The organism is Streptomyces sp. MMS24-W38 (assembly GCF_059889265.1).
The window spans coordinates 177,227-196,800 of record NZ_JCBCPP010000001.1 but is presented as its reverse complement, the minus strand read 5'-3'; the positions used below and the strand labels follow the sequence as shown (position 1 = coordinate 196,800).

Below are 19,574 nucleotides of genomic sequence, written 5' to 3'. Positions count from 1 at the left end.
TCTGTCGGAGACGAACAGCCGGTGTCCGATCGCGCACACCGTAGAAGGGGGCCCGCGTTTGTGTCGCGCCCCTCGGTTGCTCCCACCGCCGAAAAAGATGCCGCGATCTGCATCGCAGCCGGGTGGGCCGGCCCAGAGAGCACGCCGTGAACTGCACGAAGTTCACGCCGAATTGCACACGATGCAGGCGGCAATGCCCTGGTAGGTCGAACCTGATGACGGATGGGACGACTCCGTCACCAGCCGCTGGTATCCCTCGGCCGAATCCCCGGCCGAGGGCTGGAGCAGCGAGGTGACCAAGGCGTATACCCTGGTCACCCGCCCTGCCATAGTCGAATCCGCCCGGGCCGCACAGACCCACATCGTGAGGAACACCGGCCCGGATCACGACGCTCCCACCACTTCGGCCACGACCTGGTCCTCGGTGAGAGGGCGGACCGCGAGCGCGGCGCACCGCTCGTTCCACGCCCGCACCGGCTCTCGCGGCACGGCCGTGGCCCGGGCCCGGTAAAGATCGCCGAGGAACTCACCCAGCAACTCCTCCGCCACCCGCGTCCGAGCCTTGTCTGCGGCCGTCTCGGCCCGCTTGCGGTTTTTGTCCGTGGGAGACATCCCGCGCATAGCCATCCGCTTCACGTGCGCGGCCTCGGCCTCGGCAGGCTTCGACTCCCGCAGCCGTTCCAACGCCCCCCGGCGGCGGGCCTCCAGCACCCTCTTGACCACCTGCCGCTTAGCGTACGCCCGCGGCGTCGGGTGGTCGAACCCTTCCGGCGCCTGGGCCCCGTGCACATACGCCCAAGTGTCCCGCGCCGGCGTCTCGGTCAGTTCTGCCAGGCCCTGAGGATCGTCGACGTCGGCTCGCAATGCCACCGCGCTGTCCACCGCCTGGTCCGCCACGGCCACGGTTTCCCGCCGCAACGTGCACGTCATGCACAGCCCAGCGGCGTCGGACAAGCCGCAGTCCGCGCACGGCTGTGCCGCCCACTCCGTCTTGGCCACCGTGATCTGCGCCTTCTGCTCGTCGACCGCAGCACGGTAGGCGATCTGCTGCTTGGCCGTCTGCTCGCGCCGCACGAGATCCATCGCGGCCTGGTACTCGACCGTGGCCCGCAGTTCGCCCTCGTAGGCGGCCCGCCACTCCCCCGGCGGAAGATGCGGATGCTCAGCGACAACACGGGCCGCCACCACGGTGCGCAGACCACGCCGATGGCCGATCCGGCAGGTGCAGCTCTCGCGGATGCCGCCGGTGTCGATCCGGATTCCGTCGTCGCACAACGCCGACCAGCACTCGGCCTGCTACGGCAGCCCGCGCTTGAGCAGCCAGCCGGCCAAGTTCCGAACCGGGCGGGTCCCTTGCCGATCCAGGCGGCGTTCGATCCGTTCCGCCAGCCGCCGGTCTGCGTGCTCGTCGCCGACAAGACGGTCCGGCGGTGGTGCGCCACGTTCGTGGCAGGCCTACCCGGTGCGCTGCGCCACCGACGTGCAAGGCCGGGCGACAGGGGGCACCTGGACGAGGTCTTCATCGAGAGCAACAGAAAGCGGACGTACCTGTGGCGGGCCGTGGACGCCGACGGCACCGTGCTCGACATTCTGGTGCAGGGCTGAAGGGGACACCGCTGCGGCCCGGCGCTTCTTCTGCCGCCTGCTGAAGACGACCTGTACGGCGCCCCGGGTGGCCGTCACCGACAAGCTCCGCTCCTACGGCACCGCCCACCGCAAGGCCACGCCCTCGGTGGAACACCGTTCCCACCAAGGCCTGAACAACCAGGCCGAGAACAGCCACCAGCCCGCCCGCCAACGCGAACGCGTTCAGCCAGATCTCACCGCACTTCCGGCCCCGCCCCCACCGGATGACCGCCACTGGCTACCGCACCGAGATGACCACCCGCTTCGCCATTGGGACCAGACCACCGGCGCCGCCGGCCAACCCACCACGGCCTGACGCGCCACCAGCCGGTAACACCCACACCAACATGACAGAGTCACGGCGGCTTCAGCGACTGGTACAGCACTGCTCGCAGCCGGACCGCGGAGTGAGCTGCTCCAGTCGCTCCGGGGAGAGATGCATCAGGAACGGTTCAGCCATGCGAGGGCCTCCATGCTTCGGTGATCGGTCCTCCCGCCCTAGCCGCTTTCCCAGCGGCGGGCCCAGGGAGGCGGAGGGACGGGACTCCTTCGGTCCCTCCACGTTTCAGTCCCTTAGAAAAAGTGCAGGTCAGAGCGATCGATTCGGAGCTGAAGGGACTGAAGGGTCCGAAGGTTCCTGTTCCAGCTGCGTGCGCGCACACCCATGCACGCGTACGAGGACCGACCTGTACATATCCTGGTGCACTGATAACTGGGAAATTGAGTCCCTTCAGTCCCTCTCCTCGATCACGCAGGTGCTCTGACCTGCTGGAACATGACAGGGACCGAAAGGTGCCGAAGAGTCCCTCTGCCACTGTCAGGCCTTCGGTCCTCAGCCGCCTGCCCCAGCAGGCGGACTCTCTCCTACTACCACTCACGGGCCGCACACAGGGACTGAAGGGACTGATTCTGGAATAAGTGCTAATGCCTCCCCAGGTGGGGAAAGTGGTGCGCTAGGCTCTGCTGCCCATAAGGGAAAGTCAGTCCCTTCAGTCCCTCAGCCCGTGCCGCACCCATCCTGAACAGGAAAAACGCTCGGAACCGAACTGAGGGACCCAAGCCTGGCCACACCAGAGGAACGGACCGACGACAGTGCAGCGCCACGCCTACGCCGCTTCATCCGAAGTCGCGCAGCCGCCGCGACCCGCGGATGTCGCCCGTTGGCTGGCGGGCCGTCAGTGGCCGGTCCATCCGCTGGCACCGGGACGCAAGACTCCGGCCGCCAACTGCGAGCAGTGTCGCATCCGTTCCCATGCCCCCTCGGGGTGTCCCTGCCATACCCGAGGAATGTGGTGTCACGGTTTCCACAGCGCAACCACGGACCTGGCCCGTATCGATGCCTGGTGGAGCAGGGAGCCCCGTGCAGGAGTTGGTGTGTCTTGCGGGCCGGCGCATCTCGTGGTCCTGGACGTCGACGCCCACGCGGCACAGATCCCCCACCGCGACCGCTTACTGCCAGGCATTCCGATCCCGGACCAGGTGAATCTCGACGGGCTTGCCTCGGGCTTCGACACACTGGCCCTCCTCGCCGCCTATCGGCAGCAGCAGGACCCGGCGCAGGACAACACCACACTGCGCGTACGCACGCCTTCCGGCGGGCTGCACATCTGGTACCTGAACCCCGAACCCCAGGTCCGCTACCGTTCGTCCACCGGGTCCAGCCCCAGAACCGCCCTGGCCTGGCAGGTCGACGTACGGGCCCATGGTGGGTACATCGTCGCTCCAGCCACCCGTACGTCCGTCGGTGTCTACACGCTTCTCGGGTCCGTACGAGAGCCAGCCCCCCTCCCCGCCTGGCTGGCTGCCGAACTGACGCGCACCGGGCATGTCATACAGACACCCCCGATTCCCGGTCCGCCCCCGCACAGCACCAGTCGGCGCCCCCGGCGCGGCGCGGCGCAGGCGCTTTTGCAGCCGCTCATCGAGACCGTGCGTGAATGTGCCGCCCATGCCGAGGGAACGGGCTTCACCGAGAAGCTCAACCGAGCCGCCTACACAGCGGGAGGACTTGCCGGGGCAGGCCACCTTGATCAGGACGAAGTCCGACAAGAGCTGACAGAAGCCGCTCACTACGCTCGTCCCCGCCAGACACGCCGCAGTGAGACGATCATCAACGCAGCCCTTTCCGCAGGCGCCAGCCGCCCGTTCCACCCCAAAGGACTCGCATGAGTAGCGTCGAGAGCAGCCGCTTCGATGCGGCTGCCGCCGCTCAGCAGATGCTCGACCTCGAGGCCGCTGCCCCCGCACGGGTCCCTCCCCAGCAGGCGCAGACGCCTGCCGTGGCCGACACGCCCGTTCTGCTGCCGCCCATGCTTACCGATCGGGGCAACGCCAAGTTGTTCGCCCAGCTCTACAGCGACCAATTCCGCCACGTCGAAGGCCTCGGCTGGTACTGCTGGGACCAGTTCAGGTGGAAGCGTGTGGGGGGCGAGAAGGCCGCGTTGTGGGCCGCGGGCGACATGGCCGAGCAGATGGCCGCCACCGACCCCCGCGGCATCTTCAGCGACCGAGAGATCGCCCAGCACCGTCGGCGCACCATGTCCACGAGCGGCATGAAGGCGCTGCTCCACCAGGCCAAGGCCGCGCCTGCCCTGAGCCTCGACCCCGATGTCCTCGATGGCGACGCGTATGCGCTGTGCACGCCCGCCGGCGTCGTCGACCTGCGCTTCGGTGGTCTGCGCAAGCCCGATCCGCTGCGCGATCTTCACTCCCGGGCCACCAACGTGGCTCCCCAGGCGATGCCGACCCCGCGGTGGCATGCCTTCCTGGACGACACCTTCGGCGACGACGCCGAGGGACAGGAGATGATCGACTTCCTGCACCTGCTGCTCGGGTACTCCATCACGGGGGACGTCGGCGCACAGGTGTTGCCCTTCCTGTGGGGCAAGGGGGCCAACGGCAAGTCGGTTCTCCTGGACGTCATGATCCAGGTGATGGGCGACTACGCCGACGCGGCCCCGCCCGGTTTCCTGATGGACAAGGGCAACTTCGCCGAGCATTCCACGGAACTGACCGAGCTCCACGGCCGCCGCATCTTCGTCTGCAGCGAGCTCAAACCCAACGACAAGTTCGACGAGGCGCGGGTCAAGCTCCTTACAGGCGGCGACAAGATCAAAGCCCGCCGCATGCGGCAGGACTACTTCAGCTTCACCCCCACCCACAAGCTCTGGTTGCTCGGGAACCACCAACCCGAAGTCGGTACCGGGGGTCACGCCTTCTGGCGCCGTATCCGCCTCATCCCTTTCGAACGCGTCGTCCCCGCCGAGCGGAAGATCGACAACCTGGCCGGCGAACTGGTCAGGGAAGAGGGTCCCGGCATCCTGCACTGGCTCATCCAGGGTGCCATCCGCTATCTCACCAGCCGGGACCCCCTTACCGGGCCTTCATCCGTCCGACTGGCCACTGCCGCGTACGAGACCACCGAGGACCACATCGGCCGCTTCCTCGGCGAGTGCTGCATGCGCCAGGGCCTGGACACCGGTGACCTGCGCGTCGAACAGGGCCTGCTCTACGCCACCTACACCGGCTGGTGCAGTTCGGAGGGCATCCGGGCCGACACCGCCCGCGCCTTCGCCGGCCGCATCCGTCAGGAGGTCGGCCTCGCGTCCCCCGCGGAGATGCTCAAGTCCAGTGGCAAGAAGTACTACCCGAACCTCGCCCTGCTCCCCGACGACATCGCCCGCCCTCACGCCCCGTCAGGGGGACGGCCATGACCGAAAGCCTCCTGCCCGGGACCTGGACGCCGCCCTACTATGGAAGCGTCCCAGACCTCCGTGCCCCACTGCCTGCCTCGGGCGGCTACACCTCCACTCGCACCGCCACATCACCGACAAGGAGCTGCGTCCATGAGCTCGCTGCTGCACGAAGGCCAGCTCGTACATGAAGCGAACGTGGTGTGGCTGGAGGACCTCGACCACCTCGACTACGTCCGCCAGGCACTCGACAAGAGCGCCCGCCGCAGCGGGAAGCCCCGCTACGCCCGCGACGGACGCATGGTCGGCTACGCCGAGCTCGACAAGGACGCCGAGGCCAACCCCGACAGTGGCCTCTTCCAGCGCCGCACCTTCTTCCTGCTCCCGCACGACCGGCCGAACGAGCCCGAGGGCCTCTACAAGGAGGGAGCCCCGGGAGAGGCGGTCGACCCTCGGACCATCGAACCGCGCCGAGTGGGAGAAAAGACGCCCCGCTCCCAAGGGAAGTGCAGAAGCCAGATAGTGCCCTCCTGACGGCCCGGCGTTCGCCCACTCCAGACAATCTGGCACCACTGCGGCTATGTCTTCATCAGGATTGGGAGTGTTCAATGATCGGCCCTGTCTCACATTCGGTGGTGACGGAGGGTTGCCGGGATCGTTGAGATTCATGTGCGCGATGTCAACGAGCTTGTAAATGTGGTGTTCTCGGGGCTGTTGCCGCTGGTCATCGAGGACGTGGCCGACGAGGGCGAGCGGATTCTGGTGCGAGCGCGGACGCCGGCGGACGCGGTGCTGTGCCCGGGCTGCGGGGCGCCGTCAGGGCGGGTGCACGGCTTTCACCTGCGGACGGTGGCCGACGTACCGGTGGACGGGCGGCGGGTAGTGGTCCGTGTGCGGGTGCGACGCCTGGTGTGTCCCACGCGCGGCTGCCGGCACACCTTCCGCGAGCAGGTGCCCGGGGTACTGGAGCGATACCAGCGGCGTACCACTCGTCTGACCAGGCAAGTAAGAGCCGTGGTCAAGGAGTTAGCGGGCCGGGCGGGGGCTCGTTTGCCGGCGATACTCGCGGTGAGCTTGTCGCGTCACACCGCACTGCGCACCCTGTTGTGCATCCCGTTGTCCATGGGGCGGGTGCCTCGCGTGATCGGTGTCGATGATTTCGCTCTGTGCCGGCGGCACCGCTATGCCACCGTGGTGATCGACGCCGAGACCCACGAGCGGATCGACGTGCTGCCCGATCGCACGGCCGACACCCTGGAGGCGTGGCTGCGTGCCCATCCAGGCGTCGAGGTCGTGTGCCGCGACGGCTCCGCGACCTACGCCGAGGCCCATCCGCCGTGCGCTGCCCGATGCGGTGCAGGTTGGTGATCGCTGGCATCTTTGGCTCAACCTGTGCGAGGCCGCCCTGTGCGAGGTCAGGGCGCACAGCAACTGCTGGGCCACCGTGCTGGAGGCGCCGTTGTACAACGGGCCCCGCGCACAGACCACCCTGGAACGCCGGCACCAGGTCCACAACCTGCTCGACCAGGGCGTGGGCCTGCTCGAATGCGCCCGCCGACTGCAACTGGCCCTGAACACCGTCAAACGCTACGCCCGAGCCGACCGGCCCGAACGGATGCTCCGCGTCCCCAAGTACCTTGCCAGCCTCGTCGATCCCTACCGTGCGCACCTACGCAAACGCCGCGCCGAGGACCCCGCCGTCCCCGTCCAGCACCTCTTCGAAGAGATCAAAGCCCTCGGCTTCACGGGCTGCCTCAACCTCCTGCACAAGTACATCAACCAAGGCCGCGCGGACGCCGACCGCAGCCACATCTCCCCGTGCAGGCTCGCCCGGATGCTGCTCACCAGGCTCGACAACCTCAAGGCCGCACACCGAGACCTCCTGGCCCGGCTCACCGCCGCCTGCCCCGAGATGGCTCAACTGTCCGCTCATATCGAGAACTTCGCCCAGCTCCTGAAACCCCACCCAGACAATGCCGACGTGCTCGCGGGCTGGATCACTCAGGTCCGCGCTGCCGATCTGCCTCACCTGCACGCCTTCACCCGGGGCCTGGAGCGGGACCGTGACGCCGTCATCGCCGCGTTCACACTTCCGTACCACAACGGGGGCACCGAAGGCGTCAACACCAAGACCAAGCTGATCGCGCGGCAGATGTACGGCCGGGCACGCTTCAACCTGCTCCGCCACCGCATCCTTCTCGGTTAGCGTCACCCTCCGTCACCACCGAATGTGAGACAGGGCCGTCTACTGGACACACCCTGGTCCGGTGTTGCTCCTCTTCCGCGTCGGCGCAGGCGGTCTGGCGGTGGTAGAGGACATCGTTGTCGGGTTGTCGAGCGCGGCGGTCAGCGTCTGCTCACCGTCACGCCCTCGCCCCGCTCGCGCAGCTGCTCCAAGGTGGCGACGAGGGGCACGGTCTGGCCGTAGTCGAGGGGCGTGATCCCTCGGTGGTGGGTATCGCCTCGACCTCCACGCGTACCCCCGCGGACGACACCGCCATGGGTGCCCGCCGTCCCAGCGCCTCCTCTCACGCAGAGAACTCCAATGGCTCGAGCGCCCTCCGCTGCGCACCCGCCTTTCGCCGGAGTCGCGCTCCTCTTGACCGCAGCCCGCTGAGAAGGGGCGGCAGCCGCACCAGCGATACTGGATGCATGGACACGACGACCACCGCCCCCCGCGCCGAGGTGCTGCGGGACCGCTACCGCAGCCGACTGCCCGAGCGCCTGCAGGAGCTGGCCGGTCCCATCGAGGGCAATGTGGACCTGCCGCTCCACATCGTCTGGTCCGGGCGCACGAGCTACAGCCTGGACCGCCCGAAGGCCCGCATGACGCTCTATCGGACCGTCCTCGCCGAAGGACTGCGCGAGGACCTGGCGGCCTTCCTCCACCACCGGCTGCTGGCCGAGCAGTGGCCCGTGCTGCGCCGCCTGGTCAGCCCCTACATCCGCGAGGTCTGGGAGGACGCCTTCCCCGAGCTGCTCCGCACCGCTCCGGCCGACACGACCGCCGCGTGAAGCTCACTCCGCTCCACGAGCGTCTCCTCGCCGACATCCTCGACCTCGGCTCCCCCTACCCTCTGGTCCTCACCGGCGGATACGCCGTGCAGGCCCACGGCCTGGTCGAACGCTTCAGCCGCGACCTCGACGTCGCCACCGAGAACCCCGCCCCGATGCAGGAGATCGTCGCCTCACTCACAGCAGGCCTCAGCGCGCGCGGATGGCGGACCACGCACGTCCAGACCGACCCGCTCAGCGGCCGGTTCCTCGTCACCGACCCGGACACCGGCGAGGAGTGCGAGGTCGACGTCCTCAAGGAGGCGTTCTGGGCCCCGCCCGCCCAGACCCCCTACGGCCCCGTCCTCTCCCTCGACGACGTGATCGGCACCAAGGTCCGTGCCCTCGCCGACCGCGGCACCGTCCGCGACCTCATCGACGTCCAGGCCGCCTCCCGCCACCGCTCCACCGCCGACCTCGAATCCCTGGGCCGCCGTCGTGCCCATGACGAGTTCAGCCTCGAAGACCTCCGGGACCGGCTCATCGGCGCGGACTGGTACGAGGACGAGGACTACACCGCGTACGGGCTCACCTCCCGGCAGATCGAAGAACTCAAGGCGTGGGCGCTGGAGTGGGCGGAGGACCTGGGGGCGCGGATCCACGACGAGAACGCCTGACAAGAGGCCGTACCCCTCTCCCGTCGGCGTGCTCACGCACGGGTCGTGGTGTCGAGGGGCTCGGCCCGGACGGTCTTGCCGCCGGGCGGGTAGGGGACGGTGTCCCAGTGGCCGTCGAGGGCGGCGACGAGCGCCAGGGCCACCTGCGGCCAAGGCCGCGACTGCATCGACATCCAGCACCCCACCCGCAACCGGAACGGCAAAACGATCACCACCCTGGCCAATGAGCCGTCACACCGGACGGCACGGAATTGACCAGCAGGATCGCTGACAGGATTCTTATCGGCGCCCCGAGTGGCGTACTTCGGATGGTGGTAGGACTTCCCGCAAGCGTTGCGCCCGTTGAGGTATGCGGCGACTGTGTACGTGGCGAGCCTTCCGCGATCGGGACTCAGGCTTCGGGACGATGCCATCGCGCATCGCGCGGCAGCGGGCGCAGGCGCGCGTGCGCCTTGAGAACAAAGGAAATTCAACAGTGAGCCAGATCATCCGCCGCCTTGGCGTTGCTCCGCGTTACCGAGGCAGCACGAATGGTGGGACGTGTCCCGACATTTTTGAGCTGGCCGACGGGAACTTCGCCGTCATCGGTACGGATGTGACCGACTCGCTGGACGCCGGGCTCCCCCCGGACGCTGCGCGCGCGGACTACGAGCGGATCGTCATGATCACGCGGGAGACCCTGGTCAGGGCGAAGGCCGACATTCCCGACGCCTGACCACGTCCCGGCGGCCCGGTTCTGGGCGTGGTGACACGGCCCCGGGCCGGCGCTCCGCCGACATCACTCGGCGGGAGGTTCGCCGACCACCCACCACTCCTCGGTGTCGGCCTCCTCCAACTGCCGGAGCAGATCGTCGACCGTCAGCCCGAGTTCCGCCTCTTCGGTGTCCGCGATACTCGCCCGCTGCTGTGCGGTGGCGTACCAGTACTCCCTGACGATCGGGTTCTGGAAGGTGCCTCGGACGCGCTTGAAGAACTCGTCCTTGGTCAGGTTCCCGATGCGGTAGTAGAACAGCAGGTTGGTGTAGAGGGCGTTGGCGTAGAGGTACTGTCGCCGCCTTACCGGTGAGGCGGGCACCTCGAAGATATCCAGGACCTCGGCGAGTTCGGGATCGTCGATGGCTTTGCTCAGCAGCTCCCAGTGCTGGCGTTGCTGGCTCGCCAGATTGACGTGTCGCTGGGCGTGTGCCTGCTGTTCCAGGCGTTCCAGGCGAGCGCGCAGTGACTCCAGCGTGTGGCGTTGGGTCGCCGCGGTGGCGAGGACGCCCATGGCCATCCCCAGGCTCGCCACCGCGGCAGCATCAAGCCCGCGCTGGCCAAATTTCCATGTGCCCATAGCAAGTACCCCCGATCAGGCGGCCGTCCGCCGGTCGTCGGGGTGCGGGTCGACGGTGGGGACCGGCGAGCGGTGGGCGGCGCGTGCCGCCTTCCAGGGTGCCGAGCGGCTCTGATCGGCTGGGAGGCGGAGAGGAGGCGCACGGAAGGAAGCGAGGGTCGCTCAATCCGGCGCCTTGTCCAACGTCTGCCCCGCGAACGCTGCTAACAATCGTTCACTTCGCGGCGATGCTCGTATATGCGCCCGACCACGTTCCGGGGCATGCGTCGGTCGTGTGCTGCTCGAAAAGTCATCGCTGCACGTCACGCTGCATATCTGTACTCGTTGATCAGGCAGTCGAGGGTCCGGGTGCGCAGCAGCTTATGGGCGCCGCTGGGTTGCCGGACCGGCGGGCATTTCGGATCCCTCGAGGACGCCCGGGCGTGTGCACCCAGTTCTTCACCCGGTACAACGAGGAGCACCAGCACTCCGGGATCGGCCCGCACACGCCCCACGACGTGCACTTCGGCCTTGCCAAGCAGCTCCGCGAGATAGAGCACGGCCGAACTCACCCGCGCGTACGGTCTCTACAGGGCAAACGTCAAGTGCTCAACGTCCGTGAACTGAACCTTAAGACCGTGGGCGCGACGGCCGCCGTCGCGGAAGTGCACCTCACCCAGCCCCTCGACGGCGATGTCACGCAGCTGTCGCTCACTGGCGCCGGTCTCCTGCGCGTCGACAGGCGGGTCGCGTACTGCGGAGGCAGGGCGAGGGTGAGATGACGGATCCGCGCATCGTCGGTGATGCCGGGCGCGCTCGCGGATACGAGGCTGCCAGCGGGCGCGGACGGCGTCCTGGAGGCGCTGGGCGAGGTCCGGGCACGGGGCGGCGGACTGGTCCTTGACGTACCGCTCCACGGTGCGCTGCGAGACACCGAGCGCGTCGGTCACGGCGCGGGTGCCGTTGAGCTGCCCGACCAGGTAGCGCATCTGCGCGCCGGCCGACGTGGGGACGGGGCGGGCGAACGCTCCTCCTGACCGAACGCGAGGAGAAGAACCGCATCGCGATCGCCTCCACGCGAGCCCGCACCGAGGAGTCCGCCAAGGCCGGCTGAACACTGCCCTGCCTTCCATGGCGGCCCGCACACGTGCGGGCCGCCGCACGGATCGGCGGTCTTGCTCTGGGAGACCTGACCCAGAAGCATTCTTGGCATGAACAGGATCTACGACGATGAACGACTCGCGGGCGTCTACCAGAGCGGAAACGGGCGCTGTCACGTTGGTTGACCGGGTGGGATGATCTTCGGGTTGATCAGGCTGGGAGGAGTCCTCGGTGGACAGTGCGCCGTCGTACAAGGGGCACCGGTACCCGGTGGAGGTGATCTCCCACTGCGTGTGGCTGTACTTCCGCTTCCCGTTGTCATTCCGTGAGGTGGAGGAGCTGATGCTGCAGCGCGGCGTCATGGTGTCCCACGAGACGATCCGCCGGTGGTGTCTGAAGTTCGGGCAGTCCTACGCCGGCGCGCTGCGCCGCCGGCGTGCGAGGCCGGGCGACAAGTGGCACCTGGACGAGGTCTTCCTCACGATCAACGGAGAACGGAAGTACCGGTGGCGGGCCGTCGACGCCGACGGCACCGTGCTCGACATCCTCGTCCAGTCCCGCCGGGACAAGGCCGCGGCCCAGCGCTTCTTCCGCCGCCTGCTGCAGACGACCCGCACGATGCCCCGGGTGATCGTCACGGACAGGCTCCGCTCCTACCGCGCGGCCCACCGCGAGGTCATGCCCTCCGTCGAGCACCGCTGCGCTGACACAAGGGCCTGAACAGTCGGGCCGAGAACTCCCACCAGCCGACGAGGCGGCGCGAACGCGCGATGAAGAGCTTCCGCAGCGTCGGCGCGGCCCAGCGGTTCCTGGCCGCGTTCAGCGGCATCTCACCCCACTTCCGACCCCGCCGCCACCTGATGACCGCCGCCGAACACCGCCTGGAGATGACCCTCCGCTTCGCGATCTGGGACCAGATCACCGGCGCCGCCGGCCAGCCCGCCGAGGCCTGAGCACCGGCCTGAAACCCGGCCCCCACCACGCCCCGACGCGCCGTCAGAGACTTACGCACCCAATAATGTGACAGCGCCGAATATACGGGATGCCGAGCGCGGTCGATCGAGTCCGCGCCGTCGCGCGGCTGTCGACCAACGCGGCATGATGACCGACCGTGCCCCTGCCACTGGCCCAGTCGGGCCGGGCGAACGCGTTCGCCCGGCTGCGCCTGCTGTCGAGGAGTGATCGGGACAAGGACGTGCAGATCCGCGCCCTGCGCCACCAACTGCCAGGGCTGGAGTACTGACCCGGGAAGGGGAAGGCGCGGTCCAGCCCTGGCGTTCTGGGCGGCGCTGCCGTACCGGCTGCCGTCGGAGGTGCTGCACGGGCTGCGGCTGCCGGTCCGGCCGGACACGGTGCCATGTCGGCACCGCGCCCCGGTCGCCCGCCGCCACGCCAACCGATCCCGGCCGAAGCGCCCGGGCCGGCCCCGCACCGTGCGCTCCCTCCGCGCCCCGGTGCCGCGCCCGGCACAGGAAAATCCCCCGGGGGGCTGCCGGCGCCTCCACGGCGAGCTGCCGGTGCCGGGCGTGACGGCGGCCCCCTTTACGGTCTGGGAGATCCTGCGGGAGGCCGGGCTCGATCCGTCACCCCACGGAGCTCGAGTACGGGGGCGGACTTCTCGCGCTCGCCGGCCGACGCCGCGGCCGACGGACAACTTCTTCGCGACGGTCACCTGGCCCGGGGCCCAGAGGTACGTGCGCGCGGTGATCGAGCACGCCTGTCGGCGGATCCGGATGCCGGGCGTCCCGGCACACCCGACCGCCGCCCGGGGGCGCAGGTGGCGAAGGACCTCGTCCTGGACCTGGAGGACGCCGGCTGCCGGGCGCGGTTCCTGCTCCGCGACCGGGACGGGAAGGTCCCCGCCCTGTTCGACGCAGTCCTCGCCGATGCGGGCATCGAGGTGGTGCTCGGCGGCGTCCGGGTGCCGCGCATGAACTCGATCATGGAGCGGTGGGTGCGGACCTGCCGGCGCGAGCTGCCGGACCGCACGTTGCTCTGGAATCAGCGGCATCTACTCCACGCCGTGCGCGCGTTCGAGCAGTGCTGCCACTCCCCTCGGCCGCATCGGGGCCTTGCGCATGCCCGCCCGCTGTATCCATGGCCCGCGCCGATCACTGATCCGGACGAGATCGCCCGCCGCGACATACGCCGCCGCGATCGCCTCGGCGGCAATCTCCACGAGTACCGACATGCCGCACGACCTCAATGGACGACGTTTTCGGCAAGGGCAACCCTCCACGAGTGCCAATACGCCGCTTGACCAGGGCGGATGATTACTCGGCACCCGCAATGCTCGCCCGCCGCGGTGCGGGAGGCGGCTGCTGTGATGGCCACCTCTCATACCGGCCGTCCCGCCACACATGAGCGCCGGGCGCCGACGCCTACTGGTCGGGGTGGACGGCCTGGACGCCGGTGCCCGCGTACGCCTTCGGGGTCAGGGTGAGCAGGAACCGCCCGGTGGGGTGCGCGGCGGAGGGCCGGGCAGCGTGGATGGCGTGGACGGCGGCCCAGGAGTGCCCGAAGCGCAGCAGCTCGGTGGCGGTGACCGCCGCGTCGGTGTCGAACGCCTCGAGCTGGATGAACCGCAGCCCCTTGATGTAGCCGAGCAGCCCGGGCTGCTCGGCGTCGCCGGCTGTCAGCGACAGCACCGGCGCGTACAGGCTGCCCAGCCCGCCGGAGGCTTGCACGTAAAACGCCGCGACCGCCTCGTTGAACGGATCCTTCGGGTCGTACAGCGCCGCGGCGGTCGTGTGGTCGAGGACGACCGGGATCGTCCTCACTACGCAGCCGCCTGCGGGATGTGTTGCGCCCCGCCCAGGCGCTCCAGCAGCGCCCGCGCCTTCGCCTCGGCCTCCGGGCTCGGCGCGCTGCCGAGCGCGGAGGAGAGCTCGGCGCGGGCCAGCTCGGCCCGCTCGGCGTACTCGGCCTGGGTCGGGGTGCCCTGCGCGAGGTCCTCGACCAGGCCGCGGATGGTCGTGCCGTGCTCGGCCGCCAGCCGGGCCAGCCGGTCCCTCGCTGCCGTGCTCACCTTGATGCTCGTCTCGTCTGCCATACCCCGACTCTACCGCGTTTCTCTACTCACGGTAGAGGAATGGTTTCGGTGTGGCGGTATCCCCTGAGAATCTCCGCGCACGCGCTGGAGAGTGTCCTCGGTCGCTTCGCGGTGTCCACCGCCCGAAGGGGTCAAGGGCGCATATCGGCGTTGCCGGTTGACTGACCGGCCCGGGATGATCTTGGAGTTGATCGGGCGTTGCCAAGTTGCTGTTTCGGCAGGCGAGTTGAGGTGTGCTGGAGGTGCGTTCGGCCGGGCCGAGGGGCATCCTGGTCAGGCGGCCGTGAGGGCTCCGGTGACGGTCTTCCAGATACGGAACCGTTCGGTCATCTCGGTGCGGTAGTCACTCGCTGTGATCAGATGGCGTCGGGGCCGGAAGTGGCCGGAGATCCGGCTGAAGGCGGCCAGGAACCTCTGGGCTGCTCCGCTGGAGCGGCATGGCGCTGTCATCCCTGAAGGAGCGGGGCCGGTCAAGGGTGTTACCCCCGTCTGTTTTCCCGGTTTCCGGCTGAGTTCGGGCAGCGCCGAGCCCAGGCGCGGGGTCAAGGCGGAGCGCCCGCAGGCGGAGCCGAGGACGAACGGCCTTGAGGCCGCACCTGGTCGGCGCACACTGGCGGCGCCGGGGACCGGGGGTATGGAGTTGTGGTGTCTCGCCCCAAAGGTGTGGTCGTGGGTGGGCAGGCTCGGCTGCCGGTCATCCCTTCGCGGCTGCGTCCGGCCCCGCGGCCGGACGAGCTTGTGCATGGGGCGTTCCGCGACGGCCGACGGGATCGATCACGTTAACGGCCGCGCCGCATGCGCCGGGGCCAGACAGTGCGCGATCACGCGTCGGCCGCGTTCCGGCCTGCTCGCGCCGGGTCCGGCTTCGTCAGGCAGCGGACCTCGCCGTCGCGCAGGGCGTAGCAGACCAGGGTGAGCAGCTTGCGGGCCGCGGCGGTCTTGGCCACGTTGCGGGCCGTGGTGCCGCGGCGGTCGACGATGCGGTCCTTCAGGCGCCGCATCGGGGTGTCGGCCCCGCTGCAGGTCCTCGATGCGGGGCGGCGCGTTCGTCCAGGCGCGCCTGGAGGTGCCGGGCCCCGGCCTCGGCCTCGGCCTCGGCGAGCTGACGGGCGGTGCGTTCGTCGGCGAGCGCCAGGGCGTGCTCGTGGCGCAGCCGGTCCAGCTCGGCTCGCAGCGTGTCCGTGTCCTGCTGTGCCTGGGTCGGCGCCGGGACTGACGCGGCACTGGCTGCGGCACGTTGCGCGGGCTCGGGTGGTGCGCGTCGGCGGGGCCGCCGCGCTCACCCGGCCGGTGAGGCGCCCGGAACGCGGGGAAGGGTGGGGCAGGCGCCCAGGGGCGGCGTCCGGCGTCCGGACGTGGTTTTGGTTCGGTGGCGGCCGGGGCGGCGGCGGGAAGGCGTTCGGCGGCGAGCCGGGCGCGCGGCGCGGGCGGGCCGGTGTCTCGCATGCGGGACTCGTCGGTGTGGGTGGGTCCGGTGTCCAGCGGGCGGCGGTGGTCGGTCATCGCCCGATTCTCCCCGCCACCGGAACTTCTTCCTCCCTGCTCGGTCGGCTGCTCCGGCCCAGGGTGCGCGCGTGTCGCGCGCGGGCGAGGCGGTGGACTCCGGGCAGCACCAGACGGTGGTCCGGGCGGCGGCGCTGCCCGGACCGGAGCAGGGCGCCGGGTCCCGGCGGAACCGGGCCGGTACCGCCCGCAGAGGCCCCGCAAAGGGGTCTCCCAGGAAGTAGTCGGCGCGCCCGGCTCCCCTTTGATCACGCTTGTGACGTGCGGGTTTTCCCGTCAGGACCGGATCGGTGAGGCGCCCTGCGAAATGCCCCTCCGGGGCACCCTGGAGAGCGCCTTGTCAGACGCCCTCGCCGTCGGCCCCGCGCTCCTGGCGCCCGTGCGTTCCGCACGGGGAGTCACGGATGGTAGTGGTGCAGCGGCGCGAGGCGACGGCGAAACCCCTTGACCACCCCTGCCAGAGCCCGGTCAAGGGGAGTGGTCAAGGGGGTCTGCCGTTGCCACGCCGCTACGGTCCGTGACAGGTGTGTGAGGGCAGCGTCCGGTGCGAGTCGGGCATGAGGGGCCGGCTGCACTTGCCATCGCCGAGCACGGCCTCGAGCTCTTGCACGCCCTCTTTGGTGCGTCAACCACACCAGGCACGGAACTTGCGGTGCAGGCACGTCTCGCATCCAAGATCCCTGCTGCACGGGAACCAGCCGACCAGGGACGTATCCCCAGGTGATTACGTAAACGGCGCCCTTTGGGATCGCCGTTTTGGCGAAATAACCGTGTGGCACGGCTGCCGGAATGCTGTCAGAGACTCAGCGTGACGGCGGCGCCGATCGGCACGGTCACCAGGATCGGGTGGAACGGGTGACCGTACGGGTCGGCGAGCGAGGCACTGCCGGGACGCTTCGCCTGAAGCTGCGACTCATTGAGCCTTTCCCGGTAACCGGTCGTCGCTCACTGTGATCGCCGGGCTGTGCTGCGTCCTGTAGACCCCAACTCCGGGCAGTCGCAAGGCCCCTGGTAGGAACGATCTTGCGACAGAAAAGATCCGACCGAGGGGCCTCACGTGCCGACCAGTGTCACATACACCGCCGTGCTCGATGTCCGCTGGTCCACCGCCGAGCACCTGGCCCGGCCGCTGCGGGACCACCGTTCGACGATCGGTACCCGCCGGGGACGACGCGCGCTGGGCTGCTTCCGGCAGGCCGTGCTCATCCTGCGCTGGTTCATCGACGGCACCCGTCTTGCCCAACTCGCCTGCGACAACGGCCTGTCGTCCTCCACTGCCTACCGCTACCTGCACGAGGGGCTGACCGTCCTGGCGGCCGGAGCGCCGGATCTGGCCACCGCGCTGGAGCGGGCCAAGGCGGCCAGCCTGACCCATCTCAACCTGGACGGCACGGTCATCCGCACCGACCGGGTCGCGGCCCCGGGCCCCCACGGGGCGGACCTGTGGTGGTCCGGGAAGCATCGGCACCACGGTGGGAACGTGCAGGTCATCGCCACTCCGGACGGCTGGCCGATCTGGGTCTCGCCGGTCCGCCCGGGCCGGGAGCACGACACCACCTGCGCCCGCCACCACGGGCTGGTCGACGCCCTGGGCCGCATCGCGGCCGAGCTGGACATGCCGACCCTGGTCGACCTCGGCTACGAGAACGCCGGCGACGGCTTCCGCCACCCGCACAAGAAGCCTGTCGGCGGTGAGCTGACCGAGGAGCAACAGACATACAACAAGGTCATCCGTGGCATCCACGGCATCTGTGAACGCGCCAACTCCCTGTTCAAGACGACCTTCAAGGCCCTGCGCAGAGTCAGCCTCGACCCCGGCCAGATCACGAAGATCGCCGCCGCGGCCCTCGTCCTGCTCCAGCTCGAGTACGACCGCACCATCTGAACGATCACACACCGTCATGATCCGTTACTGGGAAAGGCTCACTGGTCGTCGCAACCTCCCGCTATTGCGCCAATAAGTGCGGGTCTTATTGAGGGGTGATGTCAGGACGCCCAGCAGAGCGCGCCTGAAAGAGCACTTGCGCCCACATGGGTGGGAGTTATTGTGGTGTTTGTGGCTTCTGACCCGACTCAGTGGCAGGCCGATGCGGCGAACGCCGCCATCGACTCCGTCAGCGTGCTGAGCGAGGACTCACGGCGGCGCATGTTCGCCTTCGTCCGCCGTGCGGGCCGCGCCGTCACCCGCGACGAGGCCGCCGCCAGCGTCGGCATCTCGCGTAAACTCGCCGCCTTCCACCTCGACAAGCTCGTCGACGCGGGCCTGCTGCGTGCCCGGTACGAGACGCCCGGCGGGATCCGCAAGGTCGGCAGGCGGCCGAAGGTGTACGAGCCCACCGATGCCCAGATCACCGTGAGCATCCCCGACCGGCGCCACGAACTCCTGGCGGACCTCCTCCTGGACGCCGTCCTGACCGAGGAGGCCGACGAAAACGCCGCGCAGGCGGCGGTGCGGACCGCCGAACGGCGCGGCCGGCAGATGGGCGAAGCCGCGCGGGAGGAAATCCGTCCGGGGCGCCTGGGCCCGGAGCGGGGGCTGACCGCCTGTGAGCGGCTGCTGGACGGGTACGGCTACGAGCCGGTCCGGGAAGGACCGACCCGGCTGCGGCTGCGCAACTGCCCGTTCCATCCGCTGGCCGCGAAGGCTCCCGACCTGGTGTGCGGCATGAACCAGGCCTTCCTCAGCGGCTACCTCACCGGCCTCCAGGTCAGCGGGGTCCAGGCCGTCCTGGCCCCCGAGCCCGGGGAATGCTGCGTGCGACTGGGCCCCAGCGGCACCGATGGTGATGGCCAAATGGCGCGAGACCGCTGACCGGACGCTGCCCTGCCCGCGCGGGCCGCCGCCCGTGCTCGACCCTGCCCGCTGCGCAAGGACCGGGTGGGGGGAGGGCGCTCTGCGCCGCTGCGGGGGGCTCACTCGTGACCGGTGCTCGGCCCGTGTCCGAGCTGGGGGAAAACGCCCGTTCTGGCGTTCTCACCGGAGCATTGCCATGTTGACCAAGCGCATCCTGAACCGTCCTGCTTCTTCCACGGAACCAGTAGCGCATCCCACCACCAGCGCACCTACGACCACCGCCCCTATCGCGACCGCCGCCGACTGCGGCCTGCTGCTCATCCGGCTGACCTTCGGCCTGCTGCTGGCCGGCCATGGTGCTCAGAAAGTCTTCGGGCTCTTCGGCGGCGAGGGTCTGACGGCGACCGGCAAGGGGTTCGCCGCCCTGGGCTACCACCCGGGAGGGCTCTTCGCCGCGATCGGAGGGCTGTCCGAGTTGCTCGGCGGCCTCGGACTGGCCCTCGGCCTGCTGACGCCGCTGGCGGCCGCCGCCCTGATCGGCGTCATGATCAATGCGATGGCCACGGTCACCGGCGTCCACGGCCTGTGGGAGACGGACGGCGGCGTGGAATACAACGTCTGCATCGCCGTCGTCGCCCTGGCCGTCGCCGCCATCGGTCCGGGCCGGCTGGCTGCCGACCGCCTCTTCCGCTGGGGCAAGGGCGGCTGGAAAGAGGCAGCCTTCGCCCTCGGCCTGGGCGGCGTCGCCGCCGCGATCACACTCAGCCTCTGAACGAAACGCCCACCCGCTCCGCTTTTCCCGGCGGTGCCTGCCGTGCGGGGT

Annotated in this window: 18 protein-coding genes and 5 pseudogenes; 15 read left to right on the top strand and 8 right to left on the bottom strand. The window is 69.4% G+C overall.

The window, feature by feature from the left end; translation table 11 throughout:
* Positions 1-384 precede the first annotated feature (384 nt).
* A complete protein-coding gene (locus AC6F7H_RS00525) occupies positions 385-1,275 on the bottom strand; it encodes a hypothetical protein (protein ID WP_500754517.1) in 891 nt (296 codons plus the stop codon).
* Positions 1,276-1,401: 126 nt separating this feature from the next.
* Between AC6F7H_RS00525 and AC6F7H_RS00520 the strand changes: the two are divergent.
* From AC6F7H_RS00520 to AC6F7H_RS00490, 7 genes and pseudogenes are all read left to right on the top strand, one after another.
* Positions 1,402-1,942 (top strand): annotated as a pseudogene (locus AC6F7H_RS00520) (IS6 family transposase); the annotation flags it as partial.
* A gap of 776 nt (positions 1,943-2,718) precedes the next feature.
* Positions 2,719-3,795: a bifunctional DNA primase/polymerase gene (locus AC6F7H_RS00515; protein ID WP_500754516.1), complete on the top strand. Its 1,077-nt coding sequence runs from the start codon at positions 2,719-2,721 to the stop codon at positions 3,793-3,795.
* Positions 3,792-5,339 (top strand): DNA primase family protein, encoded by a 1,548-nt coding sequence (locus tag AC6F7H_RS00510; protein ID WP_500754515.1) that lies wholly within the window; start codon positions 3,792-3,794, stop codon positions 5,337-5,339. The genes AC6F7H_RS00515 and AC6F7H_RS00510 overlap by 4 nt, the downstream gene beginning before the upstream one ends.
* Positions 5,340-5,471: 132 nt before the next feature.
* Positions 5,472-5,852, top strand: a complete 381-nt coding sequence (locus tag AC6F7H_RS00505; protein WP_500754514.1) for a DUF6009 family protein — start codon at positions 5,472-5,474, stop codon at positions 5,850-5,852.
* A 135-nt stretch (positions 5,853-5,987) separates the two neighbouring features.
* Positions 5,988-7,524, top strand: a pseudogene (locus AC6F7H_RS00500) (ISL3 family transposase).
* A 446-nt stretch (positions 7,525-7,970) separates the two neighbouring features.
* Complete coding sequence (locus tag AC6F7H_RS00495; protein ID WP_500754513.1) at positions 7,971-8,333, top strand: hypothetical protein; 363 nt, start codon at positions 7,971-7,973, stop codon at positions 8,331-8,333.
* Positions 8,330-8,989: a nucleotidyl transferase AbiEii/AbiGii toxin family protein gene (locus tag AC6F7H_RS00490; RefSeq protein ID WP_073759566.1), complete on the top strand. Its 660-nt coding sequence runs from the start codon at positions 8,330-8,332 to the stop codon at positions 8,987-8,989. Before AC6F7H_RS00495 ends, AC6F7H_RS00490 begins: the two co-directional genes overlap by 4 nt.
* A 32-nt stretch (positions 8,990-9,021) precedes the next feature.
* Here AC6F7H_RS00490 and AC6F7H_RS00485 read toward each other — a convergent pair whose 3' ends face one another.
* On the bottom strand, positions 9,022-9,156 hold the full coding sequence (locus AC6F7H_RS00485) for a hypothetical protein (RefSeq protein ID WP_500754511.1): 135 nt from the start codon (positions 9,154-9,156) through the stop codon (positions 9,022-9,024).
* 308 nt (positions 9,157-9,464) lie between these two features.
* On the opposite strand from AC6F7H_RS00485, the gene AC6F7H_RS00480 reads away from it, so the two are divergent.
* Positions 9,465-9,704 carry a hypothetical protein gene (locus AC6F7H_RS00480; RefSeq protein ID WP_500761599.1) on the top strand — a complete coding sequence of 80 codons (240 nt, stop codon included), beginning with the start codon at positions 9,465-9,467 and terminating at the stop codon, positions 9,702-9,704.
* A gap of 63 nt (positions 9,705-9,767) precedes the next feature.
* Here the strand turns inward: AC6F7H_RS00480 and AC6F7H_RS00475 are convergent, their stop codons facing one another.
* Positions 9,768-10,277, bottom strand: coding sequence for a DUF6082 family protein (locus AC6F7H_RS00475; RefSeq protein ID WP_500754509.1), 510 nt, complete (start codon positions 10,275-10,277; stop codon positions 9,768-9,770).
* Between the two features lie 611 nt (positions 10,278-10,888).
* Positions 10,889-11,329, bottom strand: a pseudogene (tpg, locus tag AC6F7H_RS00470) (telomere-protecting terminal protein Tpg); the annotation flags it as partial.
* Positions 11,330-11,633: 304 nt separating this feature from the next.
* On the opposite strand from tpg, the pseudogene AC6F7H_RS00465 reads away from it, so the two are divergent.
* The 3 genes and pseudogenes from AC6F7H_RS00465 to AC6F7H_RS00455 all read left to right on the top strand — a co-directional run bounded on the left by AC6F7H_RS00465 (position 11,634) and on the right by AC6F7H_RS00455 (position 13,662).
* Positions 11,634-12,355: pseudogene (locus AC6F7H_RS00465) on the top strand (IS6 family transposase).
* A gap of 158 nt (positions 12,356-12,513) precedes the next feature.
* On the top strand, positions 12,514-12,645 hold the full coding sequence (locus AC6F7H_RS00460) for a hypothetical protein (protein WP_500754508.1): 132 nt from the start codon (positions 12,514-12,516) through the stop codon (positions 12,643-12,645).
* 534 nt (positions 12,646-13,179) lie between these two features.
* Positions 13,180-13,662, top strand: a complete 483-nt coding sequence (locus AC6F7H_RS00455) for an integrase core domain-containing protein (RefSeq protein ID WP_500754506.1) — start codon at positions 13,180-13,182, stop codon at positions 13,660-13,662.
* 121 nt (positions 13,663-13,783) lie between these two features.
* On the opposite strand, the gene AC6F7H_RS00450 is transcribed toward AC6F7H_RS00455, so the two are convergent.
* The 4 genes and pseudogenes from AC6F7H_RS00450 to AC6F7H_RS00435 form a co-directional block, all read right to left on the bottom strand.
* Positions 13,784-14,182 carry a PIN domain-containing protein gene (locus AC6F7H_RS00450; protein ID WP_500754504.1) on the bottom strand — a complete coding sequence of 133 codons (399 nt, stop codon included), beginning with the start codon at positions 14,180-14,182 and terminating at the stop codon, positions 13,784-13,786.
* Entirely contained in the window at positions 14,182-14,454 is a 273-nt protein-coding gene (locus AC6F7H_RS00445; RefSeq protein ID WP_500754502.1) for a hypothetical protein, read from the bottom strand. Before AC6F7H_RS00445 ends, AC6F7H_RS00450 begins: the two co-directional genes overlap by 1 nt.
* A 273-nt stretch (positions 14,455-14,727) precedes the next feature.
* Positions 14,728-14,889 (bottom strand): annotated as a pseudogene (locus AC6F7H_RS00440) (IS6 family transposase); the annotation flags it as partial.
* Positions 14,890-15,275: 386 nt separating this feature from the next.
* Positions 15,276-15,455, bottom strand: coding sequence for a hypothetical protein (locus AC6F7H_RS00435; protein WP_500754501.1), 180 nt, complete (start codon positions 15,453-15,455; stop codon positions 15,276-15,278).
* Positions 15,456-15,484: 29 nt separating this feature from the next.
* On the opposite strand from AC6F7H_RS00435, the gene AC6F7H_RS00430 reads away from it, so the two are divergent.
* The 4 genes from AC6F7H_RS00430 (at position 15,485) to AC6F7H_RS00415 (ending at position 19,523) form a co-directional block, all read left to right on the top strand.
* Positions 15,485-15,670, top strand: a complete 186-nt coding sequence (locus tag AC6F7H_RS00430; protein ID WP_500754499.1) for a hypothetical protein — start codon at positions 15,485-15,487, stop codon at positions 15,668-15,670.
* A 1,344-nt stretch (positions 15,671-17,014) separates the two neighbouring features.
* Positions 17,015-17,842, top strand: coding sequence for an HARBI1 family protein (locus AC6F7H_RS00425; RefSeq protein ID WP_500754497.1), 828 nt, complete (start codon positions 17,015-17,017; stop codon positions 17,840-17,842).
* A gap of 171 nt (positions 17,843-18,013) precedes the next feature.
* A complete protein-coding gene (locus tag AC6F7H_RS00420; RefSeq protein WP_500754496.1) occupies positions 18,014-18,769 on the top strand; it encodes a helix-turn-helix transcriptional regulator in 756 nt (251 codons plus the stop codon).
* Between the two features lie 178 nt (positions 18,770-18,947).
* Positions 18,948-19,523 carry a DoxX family membrane protein gene (locus AC6F7H_RS00415; protein WP_500754495.1) on the top strand — a complete coding sequence of 192 codons (576 nt, stop codon included), beginning with the start codon at positions 18,948-18,950 and terminating at the stop codon, positions 19,521-19,523.
* The last annotated feature ends 51 nt before the right edge of the window (positions 19,524-19,574 follow it).